Origin of the sequence: Neisseria sp. P0007.S010, from assembly GCF_051962875.1 — a bacterium.
GTDB lineage: Bacteria > Pseudomonadota > Gammaproteobacteria > Burkholderiales > Neisseriaceae > Neisseria > Neisseria subflava_A.
This window is the reverse complement of sequence record NZ_JBQCUX010000005.1, coordinates 162655-181573: the sequence shown is the minus strand read 5'-3', so window position 1 is coordinate 181573 and position 18919 is coordinate 162655. Positions and strand designations below refer to the sequence as shown.

General features: G+C 49.5%; 19 protein-coding genes. 11 read left to right on the top strand and 8 right to left on the bottom strand.

What is annotated here, in order from left to right; genetic code table 11:
* Positions 1-112: 112 nt before the first annotated feature.
* Entirely contained in the window at positions 113-400 is a 288-nt protein-coding gene (locus tag ACTHR7_RS05590) for a hypothetical protein (RefSeq protein WP_107867417.1), read from the bottom strand.
* Between the two features lie 214 nt (positions 401-614).
* On the opposite strand from ACTHR7_RS05590, the gene ACTHR7_RS05585 reads away from it, so the two are divergent.
* The 4 genes from ACTHR7_RS05585 (at position 615) to ACTHR7_RS05570 (ending at position 5732) form a co-directional block, all read left to right on the top strand.
* Positions 615-1865 carry a lipoprotein-releasing ABC transporter permease subunit gene (locus ACTHR7_RS05585; protein ID WP_107867416.1) on the top strand — a complete coding sequence of 417 codons (1251 nt, stop codon included), beginning with the start codon at positions 615-617 and terminating at the stop codon, positions 1863-1865.
* The gene (gene lolD, locus ACTHR7_RS05580; RefSeq protein ID WP_003683651.1) at positions 1858-2541 is read left to right on the top strand and encodes a lipoprotein-releasing ABC transporter ATP-binding protein LolD; all 684 of its coding nucleotides are present in this window, start codon (positions 1858-1860) and stop codon (positions 2539-2541) included. The genes ACTHR7_RS05585 and lolD overlap by 8 nt, the downstream gene beginning before the upstream one ends.
* Before the next feature lie 132 nt (positions 2542-2673).
* Entirely contained in the window at positions 2674-4437 is a 1764-nt protein-coding gene (gene recD / locus ACTHR7_RS05575) for an exodeoxyribonuclease V subunit alpha (RefSeq protein ID WP_440370485.1), read from the top strand.
* Positions 4438-4613: 176 nt separating this feature from the next.
* Positions 4614-5732, top strand: a complete 1119-nt coding sequence (locus tag ACTHR7_RS05570; protein ID WP_440370488.1) for a hypothetical protein — start codon at positions 4614-4616, stop codon at positions 5730-5732.
* Positions 5733-5826: 94 nt separating this feature from the next.
* Here the strand turns inward: ACTHR7_RS05570 and ACTHR7_RS05565 are convergent, their stop codons facing one another.
* Entirely contained in the window at positions 5827-6228 is a 402-nt protein-coding gene (locus ACTHR7_RS05565) for an RNA-binding S4 domain-containing protein (protein ID WP_003679090.1), read from the bottom strand.
* Between the two features lie 206 nt (positions 6229-6434).
* Here ACTHR7_RS05565 and ACTHR7_RS05560 point away from each other — a divergent pair, with 206 nt between their 5' ends.
* From ACTHR7_RS05560 to ACTHR7_RS05535, 6 genes are all read left to right on the top strand, one after another.
* Positions 6435-7394 (top strand): acetyl-CoA carboxylase carboxyltransferase subunit alpha, encoded by a 960-nt coding sequence (locus ACTHR7_RS05560; protein WP_440370484.1) that lies wholly within the window; start codon positions 6435-6437, stop codon positions 7392-7394.
* Positions 7395-7482: 88 nt separating this feature from the next.
* Positions 7483-8838 carry a tRNA lysidine(34) synthetase TilS gene (gene tilS / locus ACTHR7_RS05555; protein WP_440370483.1) on the top strand — a complete coding sequence of 452 codons (1356 nt, stop codon included), beginning with the start codon at positions 7483-7485 and terminating at the stop codon, positions 8836-8838.
* A gap of 187 nt (positions 8839-9025) precedes the next feature.
* Positions 9026-9625 carry an RNA polymerase sigma factor RpoE gene (gene rpoE / locus ACTHR7_RS05550; protein WP_036493687.1) on the top strand — a complete coding sequence of 200 codons (600 nt, stop codon included), beginning with the start codon at positions 9026-9028 and terminating at the stop codon, positions 9623-9625.
* A gap of 5 nt (positions 9626-9630) precedes the next feature.
* Positions 9631-10173, top strand: a complete 543-nt coding sequence (locus tag ACTHR7_RS05545) for a sigma-E factor negative regulatory protein (RefSeq protein ID WP_219088613.1) — start codon at positions 9631-9633, stop codon at positions 10171-10173.
* 118 nt (positions 10174-10291) lie between these two features.
* Entirely contained in the window at positions 10292-11083 is a 792-nt protein-coding gene (locus tag ACTHR7_RS05540; RefSeq protein ID WP_314765947.1) for an RNA methyltransferase, read from the top strand.
* A gap of 34 nt (positions 11084-11117) precedes the next feature.
* The gene (locus ACTHR7_RS05535) at positions 11118-11777 is read left to right on the top strand and encodes a YecA family protein (protein ID WP_003679105.1); all 660 of its coding nucleotides are present in this window, start codon (positions 11118-11120) and stop codon (positions 11775-11777) included.
* Between the two features lie 68 nt (positions 11778-11845).
* Here the strand turns inward: ACTHR7_RS05535 and ACTHR7_RS05530 are convergent, their stop codons facing one another.
* The 4 genes from ACTHR7_RS05530 to ACTHR7_RS05515 all read right to left on the bottom strand — a co-directional run bounded on the left by ACTHR7_RS05530 (position 11846) and on the right by ACTHR7_RS05515 (position 16354).
* Positions 11846-12334, bottom strand: coding sequence for a DUF456 domain-containing protein (locus ACTHR7_RS05530; RefSeq protein WP_440370482.1), 489 nt, complete (start codon positions 12332-12334; stop codon positions 11846-11848).
* Between the two features lie 143 nt (positions 12335-12477).
* The gene (locus ACTHR7_RS05525) at positions 12478-13713 is read right to left on the bottom strand and encodes an MFS transporter (RefSeq protein WP_440370481.1); all 1236 of its coding nucleotides are present in this window, start codon (positions 13711-13713) and stop codon (positions 12478-12480) included.
* A 100-nt stretch (positions 13714-13813) separates the two neighbouring features.
* Positions 13814-14212: an extensin gene (locus tag ACTHR7_RS05520; RefSeq protein ID WP_440370480.1), complete on the bottom strand. Its 399-nt coding sequence runs from the start codon at positions 14210-14212 to the stop codon at positions 13814-13816.
* 96 nt (positions 14213-14308) lie between these two features.
* The gene (locus tag ACTHR7_RS05515; RefSeq protein ID WP_440370479.1) at positions 14309-16354 is read right to left on the bottom strand and encodes a TonB-dependent receptor; all 2046 of its coding nucleotides are present in this window, start codon (positions 16352-16354) and stop codon (positions 14309-14311) included.
* Between the two features lie 435 nt (positions 16355-16789).
* Between ACTHR7_RS05515 and ACTHR7_RS05510 the strand changes: the two genes are divergently transcribed.
* The gene (locus tag ACTHR7_RS05510) at positions 16790-17368 is read left to right on the top strand and encodes a TetR/AcrR family transcriptional regulator (protein WP_440370478.1); all 579 of its coding nucleotides are present in this window, start codon (positions 16790-16792) and stop codon (positions 17366-17368) included.
* Positions 17369-17459: 91 nt separating this feature from the next.
* Here ACTHR7_RS05510 and ttcA read toward each other — a convergent pair whose 3' ends face one another.
* Together ttcA and ACTHR7_RS05500 are read right to left on the bottom strand one after the other, a co-directional pair.
* Complete coding sequence (gene ttcA, locus ACTHR7_RS05505) at positions 17460-18419, bottom strand: tRNA 2-thiocytidine(32) synthetase TtcA (RefSeq protein WP_440370477.1); 960 nt, start codon at positions 18417-18419, stop codon at positions 17460-17462.
* Positions 18420-18547: 128 nt separating this feature from the next.
* Positions 18548-18901, bottom strand: coding sequence for a RidA family protein (locus ACTHR7_RS05500; RefSeq protein ID WP_440370476.1), 354 nt, complete (start codon positions 18899-18901; stop codon positions 18548-18550).
* Positions 18902-18919 lie beyond the last annotated feature (18 nt).

The following is an 18919-nucleotide window of genomic DNA, read 5'->3' as shown; positions in this document are numbered from 1 at the left end:
AATTAGGAGCGGAAATAGACGAAAACCTATGTTTGGATTTCGGCTGTCGGGGGAAAAGGAATTTTGCAAAGGTCTCAGTCTTTCAGACGGCCTTTTCATTGATTAAATCAGATTATTTGCAGCTGACGCCTTGAATTTGAGGCGTATCGCCGTTGCCGACTTTGAATGCGCATTTGGTTGCGCTGCTGCCGGATACGGTAACAACACCGTTTCCGCTGTTGAGGCTGACAGGTTCTTTCACGCCCATGCCGACAGCCGTGGCTGCCAGTTTTTGAACATCGGCGTCGGAGTAAGCGGTATTGTTTGAACTGATTTTGATTTCTTTGGCGGCATATGCATTGAAGCTGAAAGACAAACCTATAGCTACAGATACGAGGGCCAAGAATTTTTTGCTGTTCATTAGTGTATTTCCTTTTTGATGGTGACAAAGTGTGTTACAGCTTCAGAATAAGGGCGATTGGCAGATTGTGCAAGTTTTTCGGCGGAATTTACGGGAAGATACATGGTTTTACATACACTTTATCCCTGAATGCTACATCAGTCGGGCAATCGGACGACCTGTCGGTTTTACGGTACAATAAGCCTTTTTTGACAAACGAATGAGGCATTTTTGAATGGCTTCTTTAGAAACTTGGATAGGCCTGCGCTATCTGCGTGCGAAAAAACGCAACGGCTTTATGTCATTTATTACCATGATTTCAATCGCCGGTATCGCCTTGGGCGTAACGGCACTGATTGTGGTGTTATCAGTGATGAACGGATTTCAGAAAGAGATACGCGGCCAATTGTTGAACGTCGCACCTCATGCGGAAATCGGCTATTACGATGTCGGTAGCGCTCCGGGTTGGCAGAGTTTGCGCGAATTTGTAAAAGGCAAAAAGGAAGTATTGGCCAGTGCGCCTTATGTTTCCGATCAGGCTTTGCTTGCTAATGCCGGGGAAGTGCGCGGTGTACAGATACGCGGTATTTTGCCGTCTGAAGAAAAAAATGTCGTTGATTACGGTAAGGATATGCCGGCCGGCAGTTTTGACGATTTGAAGCCGGGCGAATTTGATATTATTTTGGGTCAAGGGCTTGCTGAGGCATTGGGAACGGAGCTTGGCGGCAAGGTTACAGTGATTACGCCAGAGGGTAACGTTACCCCTGCCGGTGTAGTGCCGCGCTTGAAGCAGTTTAATGTGGTCGGTGTGGTAAAAACCGGTGTATATGAAGTCGATAACACATTGGCCATGACGCATATCAAGGATGCGCAAGTCTTGTATCGACTGGGAGAAAATGTCGGTGGGCTGCGTTTACGATTGGCTGATCCTCAGAATGCGCCGTCTTTCATTGCCAAGTTGATTCCTGATGCTAAAAAAGATGAAGTATGGGTGCGCGACTGGACGTTTAACAACCGCAGCTATTTTGAAGCCGTTGAGTTGGAAAAACGCATGATGTTCATCATTTTGACACTGATTATCGCGGTTGCTGCGTTTAACCTCGTTTCTTCTTTGGTAATGGCGGTAACGGAAAAACAAGCCGATATTGCGATTTTGCGCACTTTGGGTTTGTCCCCGGGTGGGGTCATGAAGATTTTCTTGGTACAGGGCGCATTTGCGGGGTTCTTTGGTACGCTTGTTGGTGTCGTATGCGGTGTATTGCTGGGTTGGAATGTCGGCAAGATTGTCGCGTTTTTTGAAGACCTGTTCGGCGTGCATTTGATTAACTCACAGGTTTATTTCATCGATTACCTGCCTAGCGATGTGAACTTGAAGGATGTCGCCGTTATTGCCTGCATTTCGCTTGGCTTGGCATTTATCGCCACACTGTATCCGAGCTGGCGTGCTGCAAAAACCCAACCTGCGGAGGCTTTGCGTTATGAGTAAGACAATTTTGAAATGTACCGGCGTTGGCAAAAGCTATAATGATGGCGCATTGAATGTACAAGTGTTGAATCATTTGGATTTTGAAGTTGCTGAAGCGGAAAGCGTGAGTATTATTGGTTCGTCAGGCAGCGGTAAATCTACGTTGCTGCACCTTCTTGGTGGCTTGGATATGCCGTCTGAAGGCAAGGTAATACTGATGGATCAGGATTTGGGCGGTTTGAGCCAAAAACAGTTGGGCGAATTGCGCAACCGTTATTTGGGCTTTGTGTATCAGTTCCACCATCTATTGCCTGAGTTTTCTGCGTTGGAAAATGTCATGATGCCGCTTTTAATCGGCAAAATGCCCAAGGCGATGGCTGAGGAGAAGGCTGTCAAGATGCTGAAAAAGGTTGGCTTGGACAAGCGTATGCTGCACCGTCCGAGCGAACTTTCCGGCGGTGAGCGTCAGCGTGCGGCGATTGCCCGTGCTTTGGTTAATGAGCCGAAATGCCTGTTGGCAGATGAGCCGACGGGGAACCTTGACCGTAAAAATGCGCAAAATGTGTTGGACATGATGCTGGACTTGAAACGCGAATTAAACACCAGCCTGATTGTGGTGACCCATGATGACGAGCTGGCTGAGCGTTTCGACCGGGTAATGACCATGAAAGACGGCAGCCTGCAAGTGCTGCAATAAGGTTATTATTTCAGGCAAATATTTTATGCTTTGAAAGGTATAATAGAGGCCGTCTGAAAAATAGGTTTTCATTTATGGAAACGCTGTTTTTCAGACGGCCTTTCTTTTTTCCGTATCAATCAATCCTGAGCCATGAATCCGACCGACTCTATCCTTTCCTCTGCCGCAGATGTGGCCATAGCGTTTTTCCGCCGTCACGAAGTACAGGGTGCATCCGTTATTGAGCCTTATGTGGTTAGACTGTTTGCAGCCTTGCAAAACGGGCATTCGTTTATTTACTTGGATAAAGCGGATGTCGATGCCTTAAGCAACTTGCCGAATTTGGTCGGTAATGCGGATAAACCGCTTATCCTGCAAGGCCGGAAATTGTTTTTAGGGCGTATGTGGCAGTTGGAGCATGATTTGGCTGTTGAAATCAAACGGCTGGCCAGTGCAGAGGCGGAAGAAGTGAATTTCATGGCGGCTTCAAAAAGCCTGAGCGACTGGTTTGATACTAAAGACAGTAAAGAGCAACGGGATGCTGCGGCTTTGGCTTTGCTGCAAAACTTTATGTTGATTACCGGCGGGCCGGGTACGGGTAAGACGACTACCGTAGCAAAACTTTTGGGTCTGATTTGCAATAACAGTACGAAGCTGCCCCGTATCGCTTTGGCGGCGCCGACGGGTAAAGCGGCTGCGCATATGGCACGGGCTTTGCAGCATGCTTTGGACGGTTTTGATTTGTCTCCGAGCATTAAAGCGCATTTGGAAAACTTGGAAGGGCAGACCGTCCATCGATTATTGAAATTGAGGCCGCCGCAAATGTGCCCTGCGTTCAATCATGAACATCCGCTTGCTTTGGATGTTTTGGTGGTGGATGAGGCGTCAATGTTGGATTTGCCGCTGGTGTTGGATTTGTTGCGTGCCGTGCCAACCGGCTGTCGTTTGGTGTTGCTTGGCGATGAAAACCAGTTGCCGTCGGTTGGGTTGGGTGCCGTATTGGCGGCATTATCGCGTCCGACGGCTTTGGATAAAGCAACCGCTGAAAAGTTGGAAGTGTACCTGCCCGATCATGGCTTTGAGATTAAAGAGCGGCCACAGGCTTTATCGCAAAACAATGCCAAATTGACGTTCAGCCACCGTTTTGGTGCAGACAGCGGTATCGGTTGTTTGGCGAGGGCGGTGGTGTCCGGGGAAAAGCAAACTGCGGTCGAACAGTTTGACAAGTTCCCCAAAGAATTGGAAATGAAATCAGGCTGTCTGAAAGAGCAGGTCGCCTTGCTGTATCAAAAGCAACAGGATTATTGGCAGGCTGTGGCAGAGAATAATGTTGCACTCGCCTATGGTCATGCGGCCGATGTGGTGGTATTGGCGGCTTGGCGGCAGGATGCGGATGATTTGAATCAAGCTTATCAAGAATACTTGCAACGACAAGGCAAGGCTTCGGGCGAAACGCCTTGGTTTGCCGGACAAATCATCATGATTACGCACAATGATTACATGCTGGAAGTATTTAACGGCGACATCGGTCTGATTATGAAAGATGAAGAATCGTTGAATGGTTTGTCTGCATTTTTTCCTGAGAAAGATGGATTCAAAAAAATTGCCATCAGCCGTTTGCCTGATTTTGAATCGGCTTTTGCCATGACGGTGCATAAGAGCCAAGGTTCGGAATATCGGGAAGTATGGCTGTTCCCCCCGTCAGTGCCTGTAACGACGGAAAGCGAAGAGGAAGCCCGAGGTTTGGATAAGGCTCTGCTTTACACAGCCATTACCCGTGCACGTGAACGTTTTGTGTTTTGGGGAAATGCGGAGGAATTGTGTCAGGCTGTGGGATGCCATCAAAAACGCAGGACGGCATTGGCCGATGCCTTGAAATGGCAGTTTGAACAGACTGATGAGCAGGCTTCCGTTTGACCTGAATCAAGAGGCCGTCTGAAAGAGGATAAAGCGTTTAAATCTGCTTGACTGATTACACTAATTTACATACGATAAAAATAATTAGTAAATAAATGAATGATTTATACGAAATTCATAATGTTGTACGCTTTATCGAATACTTCACTTTCAATACCTTCTTTTGGAGAGTCGGCATGAAATTTCAAACCAAACTGATTGCAACCTGTATTTTATTGGCTTCATCATCTTATTCTTTGGCAGAGAATGCTGATGGCGGACATGATGCGGCGGCTTTGGTCACCACCAACGATTACGTCAATTCCGGCAGTATCATTCGCAAAGATGACGATAAAATCAGCATTTTCAATGATTTGTTGACTGTGAATGGTGGCTTGCGCGTACGTGCGGATACCAAAGACATCAATGCCAACAACAGCAGCATCAATCCTACGCCTGAAGATACCAATGCCAACTTCAATGCGGAGTTTTGGTTACGCGCAAAACTGTATAAAGATTGGAAATTGGTGGCGCAAATCGAGCCGAATATCGATTTGGAAACCGGTAAGTTCAACGGCGATCATGATGTGCCGGTCAATAAACTGTATGCCGAAGGGACTTTGTACAACAATATTAAAGCGCGTGTCGGTAAATTTGGCGCGTTCTCTTCCTACGGCCGCGTCTGGGATGCCGAAGTAACCGGCGGCGAAATCTTCTTCGACAATAAAACCCTGCCTACCAAAATCTATGCGGGCCGCCGTACCGGCAACCTGAACGACAACGCATGGGGCATTGGCGGCCGCCGCAGACATTTTGCCGCGGTTCAAAGCATGTTGCCTGTGAATGAGAATATCAACGTCGGCGCAACAGTCAGCTACATGAAGGACATTGATGTACGCGGTGCGAAGAAAAATGCGGTCTTCGGAGAAATCGGTACGGACATCAAGTTTAATGACGATTGGCATTGGATGGCCGCAGTCAGCAAGTCCAATATCAAAGCCTATAATGATGCCGGACAAAAAATCAAAAATGACGGCGTGTTCACTGAAGTGCGCTATAAATTGGCCGACTGGAACGTCCGTAATTCTTACGACGTATTCTTGAACTACCGCCGTGTCGGTTCGTTGTCCGGAGTCTCTTCTGTTGAGGATTACAGCAAAAACGTCCAAGGCGTGCAAATCGGTGCGACCTATATTCCTTGGAAAAACTGGAAACTCAAAGGTTTCTATTTGGCCGGCAAACAAGTTACGCCTACCGTCGGTACGGATAAGCAGGACGTAAACGTTATTCGTGGTCAGTTAGAATATAAATTTTAATCATCACAAATAAAAAACAGGCAGGATGTCCTGCCTGTTTTTGGTTTTCAGACGGCATGGATATAGGGTCGTCTGAAACAATGGAAGAAACGCTTTACCAGCTATCGCGCTTCATACGGTCAAGCTGGCGGCGGTCGCGTTTGGTCGGGCGTCCGTCCGGATAAGCGGCACTGATGCGGCTGGCTTGGTCGAGCTGTTTTTGAGCTTCGCGTTCGGCAGCCGTTTTCATGTCTTCTTCGTAGAGTAAACGCGCTTCCGGTGCCGGTCGGCGTTGATGATTGAGTGCGGCAACTTTGAATTTGTAGGGTAGGGAGTTCAAAGTCATGTCGATGGTGTCGCCGGCGGAAATATTTTTGCTGTTTTTCACCTTTGAGCCGTTTACCAAAACCCTGCCCAGCTCAATATGTTTTTGTGCCAGCGCGCGGGTCTTGAAAAAGCGCGCGGCCCACAGCCATTTGTCCAAGCGCATGGACGAATTGTCATGATCGTTTTTCATAGCCTGTTTGAAATGATTGAACTGAATTGAAGTTTATCATAAGATACGGCACTCCATGTGTTTAGTGCAGATATACTATTTCTTTATTATAAAGGCCGTCTGAAAGATTTTTTATTGCAAAAGATGGCAGTTTCCCTTTGAGAAATGCTGTCAAATACGTCTGATTAGCGTATCATGTCAGCAACCGTTACCGAGAGCTTTGTTTTATGAAACCCGTTTTTTTGGACTTTGAACAACCCATCGCCGAATTAACCAATAAAATTGACGAGTTGCGATTCGTACAAGACGAATCTGCCGTTGATATTTCCGACGAGATTGCCAGACTGAAAAAGAAAAGCAGTGAGTTGACCAAGTCAATTTTCAGCAAGCTGACTCCGGCTCAAATTTCACAAGTGTCCCGCCATCCGCAACGTCCTTATACTTTGGACTACATCAACGGTATTTTTACCGATTTTGAAGAGCTGCACGGCGACCGCCATTATTCTGACGATCATGCCATTGTCGGCGGTTTGGCACGTTTCAACGGCCAAAGCGTGATGGTTATCGGCCATCAGAAAGGTCGCGATACCAAAGAAAAAATCCGCCGCAATTTCGGTATGCCGCGTCCTGAGGGTTACCGTAAAGCACTGCGCTTGATGAAGACTGCCGAAAAATTCAATATTCCGGTCATGACCTTTGTCGATACCCCGGGCGCATATCCGGGCATTGGCGCGGAAGAGCGCGGCCAGTCCGAAGCCATCGGCCGTAATTTGTACGAACTGACTCGCCTGCATGTACCGGTATTGTGTACCATCATCGGCGAAGGCGGTTCGGGCGGTGCGTTGGCAGTGGCTGTCGGTGACTACATCAATATGCTGCAATACTCGACTTATTCGGTGATTTCTCCTGAAGGTTGCGCCTCTATTCTTTGGAAAACTGCCGAAAAAGCAGCAGACGCCGCGCAAGCATTGGGCATTACCGCCAAACGCCTGCAAGAATTGGATCTCATCGATAAAGTCATTGACGAGCCGTTGGGCGGTGCACACCGTGATTACGAAACCACGATGAAAAACGTTAAAACCGTTTTGGAACAGCAATTAAGCGAAGCGCAAAGCATGACCATGCCTGATTTGCTTTCCCGCCGTTTCGACCGCATCATGGCTTACGGTAAATTTACCGATAAATAAGTTTGACTGCTGAAAAAGCAAGCAGATGCCGCTGCTTGCTTTTTTTGTATTCTATTTTTGAGTCATTCATAATTTCAGGCCGTCTGAAATGTCGCAACTATCCCCTGATTCCCTATTTAAAAGTTTTCAAGCAGCTTTTCCTGATTTGCCGAACCATACTGTTTTTGAAGTCGGTTTGAGCGGCGGATTGGATTCCGTTGTCCTGTTGCATCTTTTGCACCGGATGCGTGAATTCCGCCGTTTTGATTTGCGTGCCGTCCATGTTCATCATGGTTTAAGCACCAATGCCGACAGTTGGGCAAAATTTTGTCAGGATTATTGTCAGCGTTTGAATGTTGCCTTGCGGGTATGCCGTGTCAATGTGGAAAAACAAGGAAAAGGTTTGGAAGCGGCGGCCAGGGCTGCCCGATATCAGGCATTTTCAGACGGCCTGAAAAAAATTATTGTTTTGGCCCACCATCGCAATGATCAAATCGAAACATTTATGCTGTCGGCCATACGCGGCGGCGGATTGCGCGGTATGGCGGCCATGCCGGTATGGCGTGATCTAAATGAAGAGATCCAAATCTGGCGGCCGCTTTTGGCATTTTCCCGTCAGGAATTGGCAGGGTATGCGCAACAATGGAGGTTGTCTTTTGTCGAGGACGAAAGTAACGAGGATCCTGTCTATTTACGCAATTGGATGAGAAATCAGGCCTTGCCGCAATGGCAGCAGCGGATTCCGAATTTTGAGCGGCAAATTTGTGCCAATATCCGATTATTGCAGGAAGATTTGCAGCTTTTAGATGAATTGATTGAGTTTGAATACCAGCGCATCAGTCCAAACGGAATATTCAGCATCAGCCGGTGGCGGCAATGTACGCCGCTTTTGCGTCGTCGGCTGCTTTGGTATTTTTTGCGAAAGCAAACGGAATCATTGCCTTCTTATCACAGTATTGCCGATTTTGCCCGAGTATTGGAAACCGCTGATCAGGCGCAGTTAAATTTACCAGACGGAGAACTGGTCGCCTATCGGGACAAGCTGTTTGTTTGTCAGGAAAGTGAGTTTCAAAAACTGCCTTGGTGTAATGGCAGCGAAGTTCGAGGCCGTCTGAAAGATATTTTGCTGGAAAATGGTTTTGTTTTATTACCGTATAAGGGAGGTTTGTCAGAAGAGGAGTTGGAGAAGCAGGCGGTACTTCGAAGTGTGGTCAAAGGCGATGTGATTCAGTCAGGACAAAGGGAAAAATCAGTCGAAAAACTATTGCAAGAGTGTCATATTGTGCCACTCGTCCGTAAATATTGGCCGATTGTCTTAAGTATGGGCAACAAGTGCCTTGCTGTTGTTAATCTTCGGGTGGGAAGCGATGTTCAAATAGGGGAAGGCTATCTGCTTGTTCATGAAAAGTTAGCCAAATATATAGCAAAAGACAAAGTGGTTGACTCTAAGTTTAGTAACTATTAGTAATTAAACTACTTTTATTAAGTCCATGTATATCAAGAAATATAGTCAGTGTTAGAGTATCTATACGAATAAACTTTGGCAATTGAGTGTAATCTCGTGGAACTATTTCAAAGCGTTGCTGTCTTTACTGTGCACAGCACGCTTTACTATTTTTGGTTTAAAGCAGTAAAACGATTAAAGGTTGAATATGAACGATCGCCAAATAGATCAAGTTTTGGTGGAGCGCGCACAGAAAGGTGACCATAAGGCATTCGAGATGCTGATGTCCAAGTATCAGCGTCGGCTAAACAGACTGATTTCCCGTTTTATTCAGGATGAGCACGAAGTACACGATGTAACCCAAGAGGCAATGATTAGGGCTTATCGTGCATTGGCAAATTTTCGTGGAGAAAGTGCATTTTATACGTGGCTGTACCGTATCGGTATCAATACAGCAAAGAATTTCTTGACCACTTCGGGTCGCCAGTTTTTTGTCAGCTCGGAAGCAGCCAATGAGGAGGGAGATGTTCTCGATTTAACCGATCAGATTGCGGATTACCATACGCCGGAAGCTGAAATGATGAATCGGGAAATCTTGCAGACCGTCGAAGCAAGCATTGCGCAACTGCCAGACGATATGCGTCAAGCCATTACGCTTAGGGAAATGGATGGCTTGTCTTACGAAGAAATAGCTCGGGTAGTGGATTGTCCGATAGGTACTGTACGTTCGCGTATTTTCAGAGCGCGTGAACTGATTGCAAAAGATTTGCGGCCGCTGTTGGATACTTCTGAAGATCAAAGGTGGTAATAAAAATGAACGACAAAACAAATAAAGCATTGGAGTATGTGTCTGCATTGATGGACGGTGAAGCATTGACTGATGAGATGCTGGATGCCGTATTGGCAGACGAGGAAGCTATGCGCGCTTGGCATGAGTACCACATTATCGGCGACTGTATCCGTCAGGGTGCGGCGGCGAGTGTTGCCGGTGAAACCATGCAAAGCAAAGCATTTACAGTGCCTCAAGCTGAAGGCAAACAGGAAAAATATGCTCAGCGTGAAGCGGCCAATAGCGGCTTCTTCAAATTCTTCGCGGCCGCTGCCAGCGTGTGTGCGATTGCTGTTGCAGTATGGCAATTTACACCGCAAACTTCTCGTGACGCTATGCCGGTTGCAGAGAAGTCTAATATTCAGCCTGCCCAAAATATTATTCCGGTAAGCGGTACGCCTAGTGATAAAGCAGCTTCAGAGCCTGGCGAGACTGTTGTGCCGAATGCGGCAAAAGACGGAAAAATTGAAAATCGTCCGACTGTCCGCACCGAGCAAAAAAATGAGCAGCAGACTGTTGTGCAGTAAAAAATGAAATCATGCAAAACCCTTGCTTTATTGCAAGGGTTTTTTATTTCCGAAGTAAAACCGTCAGGCCGTCTGAAAGCATAGCTTCAACGAAGTCAAAACAGTTATAATGCGCTCCATGAAACTGATTACCTCTGCTCAAAACGAACAGCTCAAACATTTATTCCGTCTGCTGACGCAGGCCAAAGCAAGGCGTGAAAGCGGTGAAACCGTATTGGAAGGCATACATCTGCTGCAAACTTATTTGCAAAGCGGCGGTACGCCCAAACAGGTTTATCTGCCTGAAAAGAAACAGCAGCATCCTGAAATTCAAGAAATTGCGGCGCAGTTGGATGAGGGATTGATTACTTGGGTCGGTAACGAAGCGCTATCTAAAATCACCAGTTTGACCGATGCCGATGATGTGATGACTTGGATTAATATTCCGAAACAGACAGGCTTGCCTTCAGACGGCGATTGCGTGGTATTGGAGCGGGTACAAGACCCCGGCAATGCAGGCACAATTTTGCGCAGCGCGGCGGCGGCAGGAGTCAGGCAAATCGTGTGCGGCAATGATTCCGTGGATATCTGGTCGCCTAAAGTGTTGCGGGCGGGGATGGGCGCGCATTTTTTGCTGTCTATTTTCAGCCGAGTGGAATTATCCGCTTGGATGGGAATGTATCAGCATCAAATTTGGGCAACTGCCTTAGGGGAGCGCAATATCGGTTTGTATGAAATGGACCTCAGTCAACCTTGTGCTTGGGTGTTTGGCAACGAGGGCAGCGGCGTGAGCGAAACGGTAAAAGAGAAGGCCGATGCCTGTGTCAAAATCCCAATGTTGGGACAAACCGAATCATTGAATGTCGCGATGGCGGCAACGGTTTGTTTATTTGAACAAATGCGGCAGCGTATCCATGCTCAGGCCGTCTGAAAATAATAATACGATTTTATTTTAAGGAATAAAAATGCAAATACTGACTTTTGATGAAGTGGCACGCAGCCGCTTGATGGAATTACTGGATGCCAAATCCGAAGCCCACAACACCATGCGTTGTGATGAGGTTCAAGGTTTTATGATGGCTTTATTGAGCGGTCCGGATGCTTTGAATCCGACCAACTGGTTGCCTGAGATTTTGGGTGAGGAATCTTTGTTTGATGCCAAAGAACGCACCGAAATCGAGCGTTTGGTGATGGCAATGGCCGCCGATATGCGCATGAAGCTCAACGAGAAAATTCTGCCTGATTTGTGGTTTTATGAAGATGAAGCCGGCAATCCGGATTTCTACACTTGGTGTAACGCCTATCTTTACGCATTGGATATTGTGCCTACCGATTGGTTTGAAGCAGTCGATCAAGAAGAGTTTGAGGATTTGTTCTATCCGATTATGGCTTTGGGCGGCATCTATGATGATGAGGAAAACGGCGAAGTCATCTTGCATCTGAATGAAAAAGAGCTGACCCAGCTGGAGTCTGATTTGCCGCATGTCCTGCTGGATATTTACTGGTATTGGCAGGCCATCATCAATAAGCCGCAAACCGTACGCCGCGAAGGCGAAAAAGTGGGGCGCAACGATCCTTGTCCGTGTGGCAGCGGTAAAAAATACAAAGCCTGCTGCGGCAAATAAGAAAATAAATAGTGCAATGAAAAGGCCGTCTGAATGCTTGAAATTCAGACGGCCTTTAATGTTTTGTCTTAGAACAACGAGGCCAACCAAACAAACAGAATGGTCAGTGCGATGGTCAAGGCGCAGCCGATTTTGGCCACGGTACCGATGATAAAGCCGATAAACGTACCGATACCGACTTTGCCTGCCTGCCAAGTGTCTTTGCGTGCGATAAATTCGCCGATGGCCGCACCGGTCAACGGGCCGAGCAACAAGCCGGGAATGGAGAAGAATGCGCCGACGATGCCGCCGATAAACGCACCCCAAACCGCGGTTTTGCTTGCGCCGGTATATTTTGCACCCAATGCGCCCGCCACATAGTCCATCGCAGTACCGAATACGGCAACGATGGCCAAAAATGTCAGCGTACCCGAGCCAAACACTTGATAATCGCCGGCATAACCCAACAGCCATGCACCACCAAACATCAAACCCAATCCGGGCAAGGCAGGATAAATAGTGCCTAAAATACCGACAATAATGGCGATCAAGCCGAGAACGATGAGAACAGCAGTCATAAGGTTCCTTTTGAATTTAAGAGTGTAATAACGGCAGTATTATGGGCACGTTTTGTTATATTTTCATGAGAGATTGTGCAATAAAATGAAAAATTATCCGGAGGAGCGCCCAATTAAAATCAATAGATAAATATCTGAGCGAATTATTGTGAATCACGCTCTGAATGATTGAATAAATTTCTATTCAAATATAAAAGCAGGCCTACCAATACGGCCAAGCACACTGCAACCCAATACGCATCTGTATAACCAATAGCCTTTGCCAGCCGCAGGGCGGCGAAACCGGCCGCGTAACTGCCGAGCAGGACGACGGAAAATTGCAGGCTGCTGTCGAGTGCGGCGGTGGCACGGTCGGATTTGTCCATCACCAACGCCAGTATCACCGGCAGTAGCAGCGTGTAGCTCAGGCTCAGGGCGATGATTTGCGTGGGGGGCAGCCAAGAGCGGACGCGGGCGAGCGTATCGATGGCGGTCATGGACGCCAAAAGCGGCAGTTGCAGCGCGTAGAGCAGGAACACGAGTTTGCGGCGCGGATAATTGCGCGAAAACCAGCCCGACAGCGGCGTCACAATCAGGCAGGCAACAGGAATACCTACCGCCAAAATTCCACCCGTCTGTTTCGGAGTGAAGCCCAAATCCGCCAGCTTGGGCACAAAAGTCGCCGCCATAAACGCATACGGTGCGGCAACGGCAAACAGCAAAACCAGCCACCGCCAGCCCGTTTCAGGTTGCTGCCAAAAAGAAACCAGCCGTGCTGCCAACGCCGTCCAACTGCCTTGCGCAGTCGGACTTTCCGGCTCGCGGTAGCACAAGAGTTGCAGCAACATCAGCAGGCTGAACGCCAGCATAAAGCCCGCCGCCGCCGTCTGCCCGTATTCCTGATACAGCCACAACACCAGCGCACCGCCGATCATCTTGCCGCCGCGTGCCGCCATCGTTTGAATCACGCCGCCGAAACCGCGTTCGCGATGCGGTAGGACGATGCACGACAAACCCAGCATCGCGCAGCCGTACACCGCCGACATCGCCGAGAGCAAAACGCAGCAGGCCAGAAGCAGCGGGAAGTTCTGCGTGATGTCGGTACAGGCCATCAGCCCGAATACTGCCGAAAGCCCCAGCGTCGCCGCCAGCAGCCAGCCGCGAAACCGCCCGAACCGCCCCGCCGGCCGCCGTTCCATCAGTGCGGCAAACAATACCTTCGCTGCTTCGATACTGCCGATTAAATGAATCCAGCTCAGTTGATTCAGGCTATAACCGTGATTTTTCAAAATAGCGACCAGTGCGACCAGATAAAAACCGGTTAGCGTGAATTTGTAAGTGCTGCCGCCGATAAGCAGCAGCCAGTCGCGTGAGTTTGGGGAAGTCTGATTGTCGGACATCACATGATTCTTTTGAAGATGAGGCAAATAAAGGGACAAGGCCGTCTGAACATATTGGGTGGTAATACTTGATTTGTATTTAAATAGGTTTAGTATCTTTTCAGACGGCCTTCAACGCTTCTTCTGCGCGAAGTAGGGCGGTTGTTTCATCTACTTCAACGATGTAGTTCACGCCCAGCGCGGGGCCGAGTTTGGACGATTGTTCGCGGAAGAACGCCAGTTGTGCCGCGTCGGATTCGATAAGGAGCATGGCGGCGCAGCGTTCGGACAGTTGCGGCCGATGTGCCTTTATCCATTCGATGTAAGTTTTACGGTCGGCAATGCGCTGTTCGTCGCTTACCTGCCGCCGCATCGGGGCGCAGACGGTGGCGAAGCGGGGGTTTTGGTTTAACAGGGTTTCGAATTCGGTCAGCCAGCCGGCGAAGTCGGCGACGTGGGTCAGGTCGGTCAGGTAGATGGTGCCTTCGGGCAGGGTTTTGGCGGGGGTGAAGTAGTGCATGGGATTCCTTTGGGTGTTTTGGAGGAATAAACGGTAGGTCGGGCATAAATGTCCGACCTATGTTTTTTCAGACGGCCTCCATCATTTCAGCTTCATTTAAAACTTCCATTCCGCGCTCACGCCCACGCTTCTGGGGCGTTGGTAGAGCGCATCTTGGCGGTCGGCGCTGGAAATGAATATGGGTCGGCGGCGGTTGAACACGTTGTCGGCGTAGAGCGAGACGCGGCCTTGTTTGAAGTTGTAGGCGGTGTAGAGGTTGACTTGGTTGTATGCGCCGATTTTGCCTGATTCGGCATTGTTGGCGGCGGAGTAGTAGCCGCCGTAGAAGCGCACGTCGCCGCCGGCTTCCCAGCCTTTGTCGTTCAGGTATTTCACGCCGATGTTGGCGGTGTATTTGGGCGCGCGGCCGAGTTTGTTGCCTTCGATGCCAGTGTCGGGATAGCTTTTAATTTTGGTGTTGAGCAGCCCCAGTCCGGTGGTGAGTTTCAGGCTGTCGGTCGCCTGCCAGTCGGCGGCGAGTTCTGCGCCGTAGGTATGGACTTTTTTGGCGTTGCGGATGACGACGGAGTTGGTGCCGAGATAGAAGGGAAGCTGCATGTCGCGGTAGTGGTTCAGGAACAGGTTGCCGGAGAGTTGCAGGCGGCGGTCTGCGCTGCGCCAGCGGGTGTACCACTCGTAGTTGTTCACATATTCGGGTTCATAAGTGTAGGTTACGACGGGGCGGCCGAAGGTGATGCCCGCGCCGCCCGGGTTGTAGCCGCGCGCGGCTTTGATGCCGCTGACCCATTGGTCGGTGGGTTTGAAGGCGATGTCGATTTTGGGCAGGAACACGGTCTGGCCTTTGTCTAAATCAAGGTGCAGTGCGCCGCTACCGCCGTTTCGTTTGTGCGTTTCTTTTTCAATGCGGGCGGCGGCCGTGATGTCCCATTGTTCGCTCGGACTGTATGTGGTTTCGGCAAACAAGGCACGCACGTTGTTGCGGTCATCAAAGGTGTTGCGACCGCCGACGCTGCGGATGTCTACCCATTCATCTTGTTTGCTGTGGAAGTAGTGCAGCCCGGCAAGGCCTTTCAGACGGCCTTTGTTGGAAAAATGCAATACCGGCTCCCATTGCAGTTCGCGGCCTTTGAGTTCGGCGGGTACGCCTTGCGGGCTGACGGTCATCGGCAGATGCAGCCGCTCGTTGTGGTAGCGGCCGTAAACCAGTTTGTTTTCCAGTTTCAGATAGTCGTTAAGCTGCCACGATACGTCCCAGATGCCTGATGTCGAGCCGGTTACGAACACGGGCTTTTCTTTTAAAAAACGGCGGCTGGCGGTGTTGCCCATGATTTCGTTTTGCGGCGCGCGCGAACGGATGTGGTTCAGCGTCAGGCGGCTGTAAAAATCGGGATGGCTTTCGGGCGTGAGCAGGAGTTTGAAGCGCACGTTGGTGTTTTCCACACGGCGCGGGTTGCCGGTCGGCTCATAGGACACGAACGGCTCGTAGCTTTCGCGCTGCTGCCGTTCCGCGCTCAAGCGGAAGGCAAGGTTGTTTTTCACAATCGGACCGGACACTACGCCGGCGATATTGCGCGTTTTCTGGTTGCCCAAACCCAAGCGCAGCGCGCCTTCCCATTCGTCGATCGGGTCTTTGGAGCGCATCACCACTGCGCCCGCCACTGCGTTCTGCCCGCGCACATGGCTTTGCGGCCCGCGCAAGACTTCCACCTGCTGCATGTCCCACAGCGACTGCGTGCCGAAGGCGTATTCGTTGTAAGTGGCGGAGCGGCCGTCTATGGACAGGTTCAGGCGCGGCCGCGTGCCCGCAAAAAACGCCACTGCACCGACGGCAGAGCTGGAGCCGTCCACGCCGCGCACGGTCGGCAAATCGTTGCCGCTGCCCAAGTCCACCGTATTCACAGTCTGTTTGAGCAGGTCGGTCGCGGAAAGATTGTGGCCGCTGCGGTCGATGTTCGGCGTGGTGAAAACGCGGTTGGACGTGGCGGTTTCAAAGCCGCTGCGGTTGGTGCGTTCGCCGGTGACGACGACTTCTTCCAACTGCACCTGTTCCACATCTTGCACCGCATCGGCGGCATAAATCCATTCGGAGGCGAAAGCGGCAGCAATCAATAGGGGGAGGCGGCGGAGGGTGTGTTTCTGCATTTCCTTATCCTTTCAGACGGCATACGTCGGGGTGGATTGAACATCAGGTAATCCAATTGCTCCGTCAGTATGCAAATATTTGTGTTTACATATTTACATAAAACAAACTATTAATGTAAAGTATAAGAAATAAGAAACAGGAATGCAAGTGTTTATCATTCACTTTGTTTCCCCTCTTATCGTGAATTGTCCAAAAAAATCCCTCTCCTATTTGGGGAAGAAGGTTGGAGGAGGAAAATTATGTAATTTTCATGAATTTAGCCTGCTAAGCATCCGACAGCCTCTATCAGTAGGGCAGTGAAGGAATAAGGAAAGAGGCCGTCTGAAACGCCGCCGTATTGCCATTTCCGCCGTGGGGAAATATGATGAGTATCCGACTTGCGGATAACTTTAATGAAAAACCTTTATGAATAAAATCAAAATCTTCTTACCGTCATGACCTCCAGCAAACAACAAACCATCACCGACACCGCCCGCCGCCTATTCCGCGAACATGGCTTTTCCGCCGTATCCGTAGGCAGTATCTGCGCCGAGGCCAGCGTCAGCCGCGTCACTTTTTACAAATATTACAGCGGTAAAAACGCACTCTTGCAGGAAATTGTTACCGAGCAGAAAAACTGCGTCCGTGCCGAATTTGAAAATCTGCTTGCACGGCAATGCAGCCTGCGCGAAGCTGCCGAGGCTGTGTTTGCCCTGCAACGGCAGTCGTTCGACGAGCTTTATTCCGCCGCCTTTCTGCGCGATATTGAAGAAAATACCGATTTGGAGCTGGAGCGGTTTTTCCATGAGTTGAACGAAGAAAAATACGCCTTTATGCGCGGCTTCTTCCATACCCTGCAACAACGCCGCCTGATCCAGCCCGATTTGCCGGTGGAACTCATCGACCTGTTCATCCGTCAGGCGGATATATTGATGCGCCATCCGCAACTGGCCGCGCTTTATGCCGCCGCGCCGCAAAAGTTGCCGCAAGACGTATTGGGATTGCTGCTGCACGGTTTGTCAGGGAAAGAATAGATAAAAAAGAATAGAAGAAATTTTAAATATGAATATTCAGACGGCCTTTCGGTAAATAGCTACCGAAAGGCCGTCTGAAAATTAAATGGAATTATAAACCGCAGGTTTTGGGTTTATTTGCCAAAATATTGATGACTTTGCGTTCGACTTTTTGCGGTTCGATTTTGATTTCGCTTTCGTCTTCTTCGCTGCCGTCGGAGAAACGTTCCGGCATTTTTTCGCTGTCAAACGCCAAGTCGCCGCCGTGTTTCAGGCTTTGACCACGCTCCAAGCCGACAAAGTCGAAAAGTTCGGTATCGGCCAAATGCGATGGAATGACGTTTTGCAGGGCGGAGAACATAGATTCAATACGGCCGGGGAAACGTTTGTCCCAATCGCGCAACATATCGCCGATGACTTGGCGTTGCAGGTTGGGCTGAGAGCCACAGAGGTTACATGGAATAATTGGGAATTGCTTCAGCTCGGCGTATTTGATCAAGTCCTTCTCTTTGACATACGCCAGAGGACGGATGACGATGTGTTCGCCGTTGTCGCTGACCAGTTTGGGCGGCATGGCTTTGAGTTTGCCGCCGTAGAACATATTCAGGAACATGGTGGCGAGGATATCGTCGCGGTGGTGTCCTAAGGCGATTTTGGTGCAGCCCAATTCTTTTGCAGTACGATAGAGAATACCGCGGCGCAGGCGGCTGCACAGCGAACAAGTTGTTTTACCTTCGTCCAACACGCGTTTAACGGTGGAGTAGGTGTCTTCTTCAACGATTTTGTAGGGAACGCCGATGCTTTCGAGATAGGTCGGCAATACTTCTTCAGGGAAGCCCGGCTGTTTTTGGTCGAGATTGACGGCGACCAGCTCGAAATCAATCGGCGCGCTGGCTTGAAGCTGGCGCAGAATGTCTAACAGGGCGTAGCTGTCTTTGCCGCCGGAGAGGCAGACCATGATTTTGTCGCCCGGCTCGATCATGTTGAAATCGTTAATGGCATCGCCGACGGCGTGGCGCAGGCGTTTGCTGAGTTTGTTGTTTTCTAATTCTTGCTTGGTTTTTTTTGACATGGCTGTTTGTGCTTTGAAATAATAGAAAAATTTAAGGGCGGTATTGTACCGCAAAAGAATAAAGGCCGTCTGAAAAACTGCGCTTGTTTGATTGAAGCGGCGTTTTCAGACGGCCTGATATTTGTGTTCTATTTGATTTGAAGGGCGGTAATTTTGATTTCAACCTTCCAGTTTGGTGAAGCCAGTTTCGCTTTCACGCAGGCGCGGGCCGGAGCGCGTTCAGGTGCCGTCCATGCGTCCCAGGCTTCGTTCATGGCGGCGTAGTCGTTCATATCGGGCAGATAGATGGTGGCCTCCAAAATATGGGCTTTGTCGGATTGGCATTGTGCGAGCCATGAATCGATTTGTGCCAAAACATTTTCAGTTTGCGCTTTGGCATCGGCTTCAGGATTTTCGGGAACCATGCCGGAGAGGAAAACCAAGCCGTTGGCCACGACGGCTTCCGAATAGCGTTTGCTTGTGCCAAGATAGCGGATGTCCATGTTGTCTCCTGATTTCAA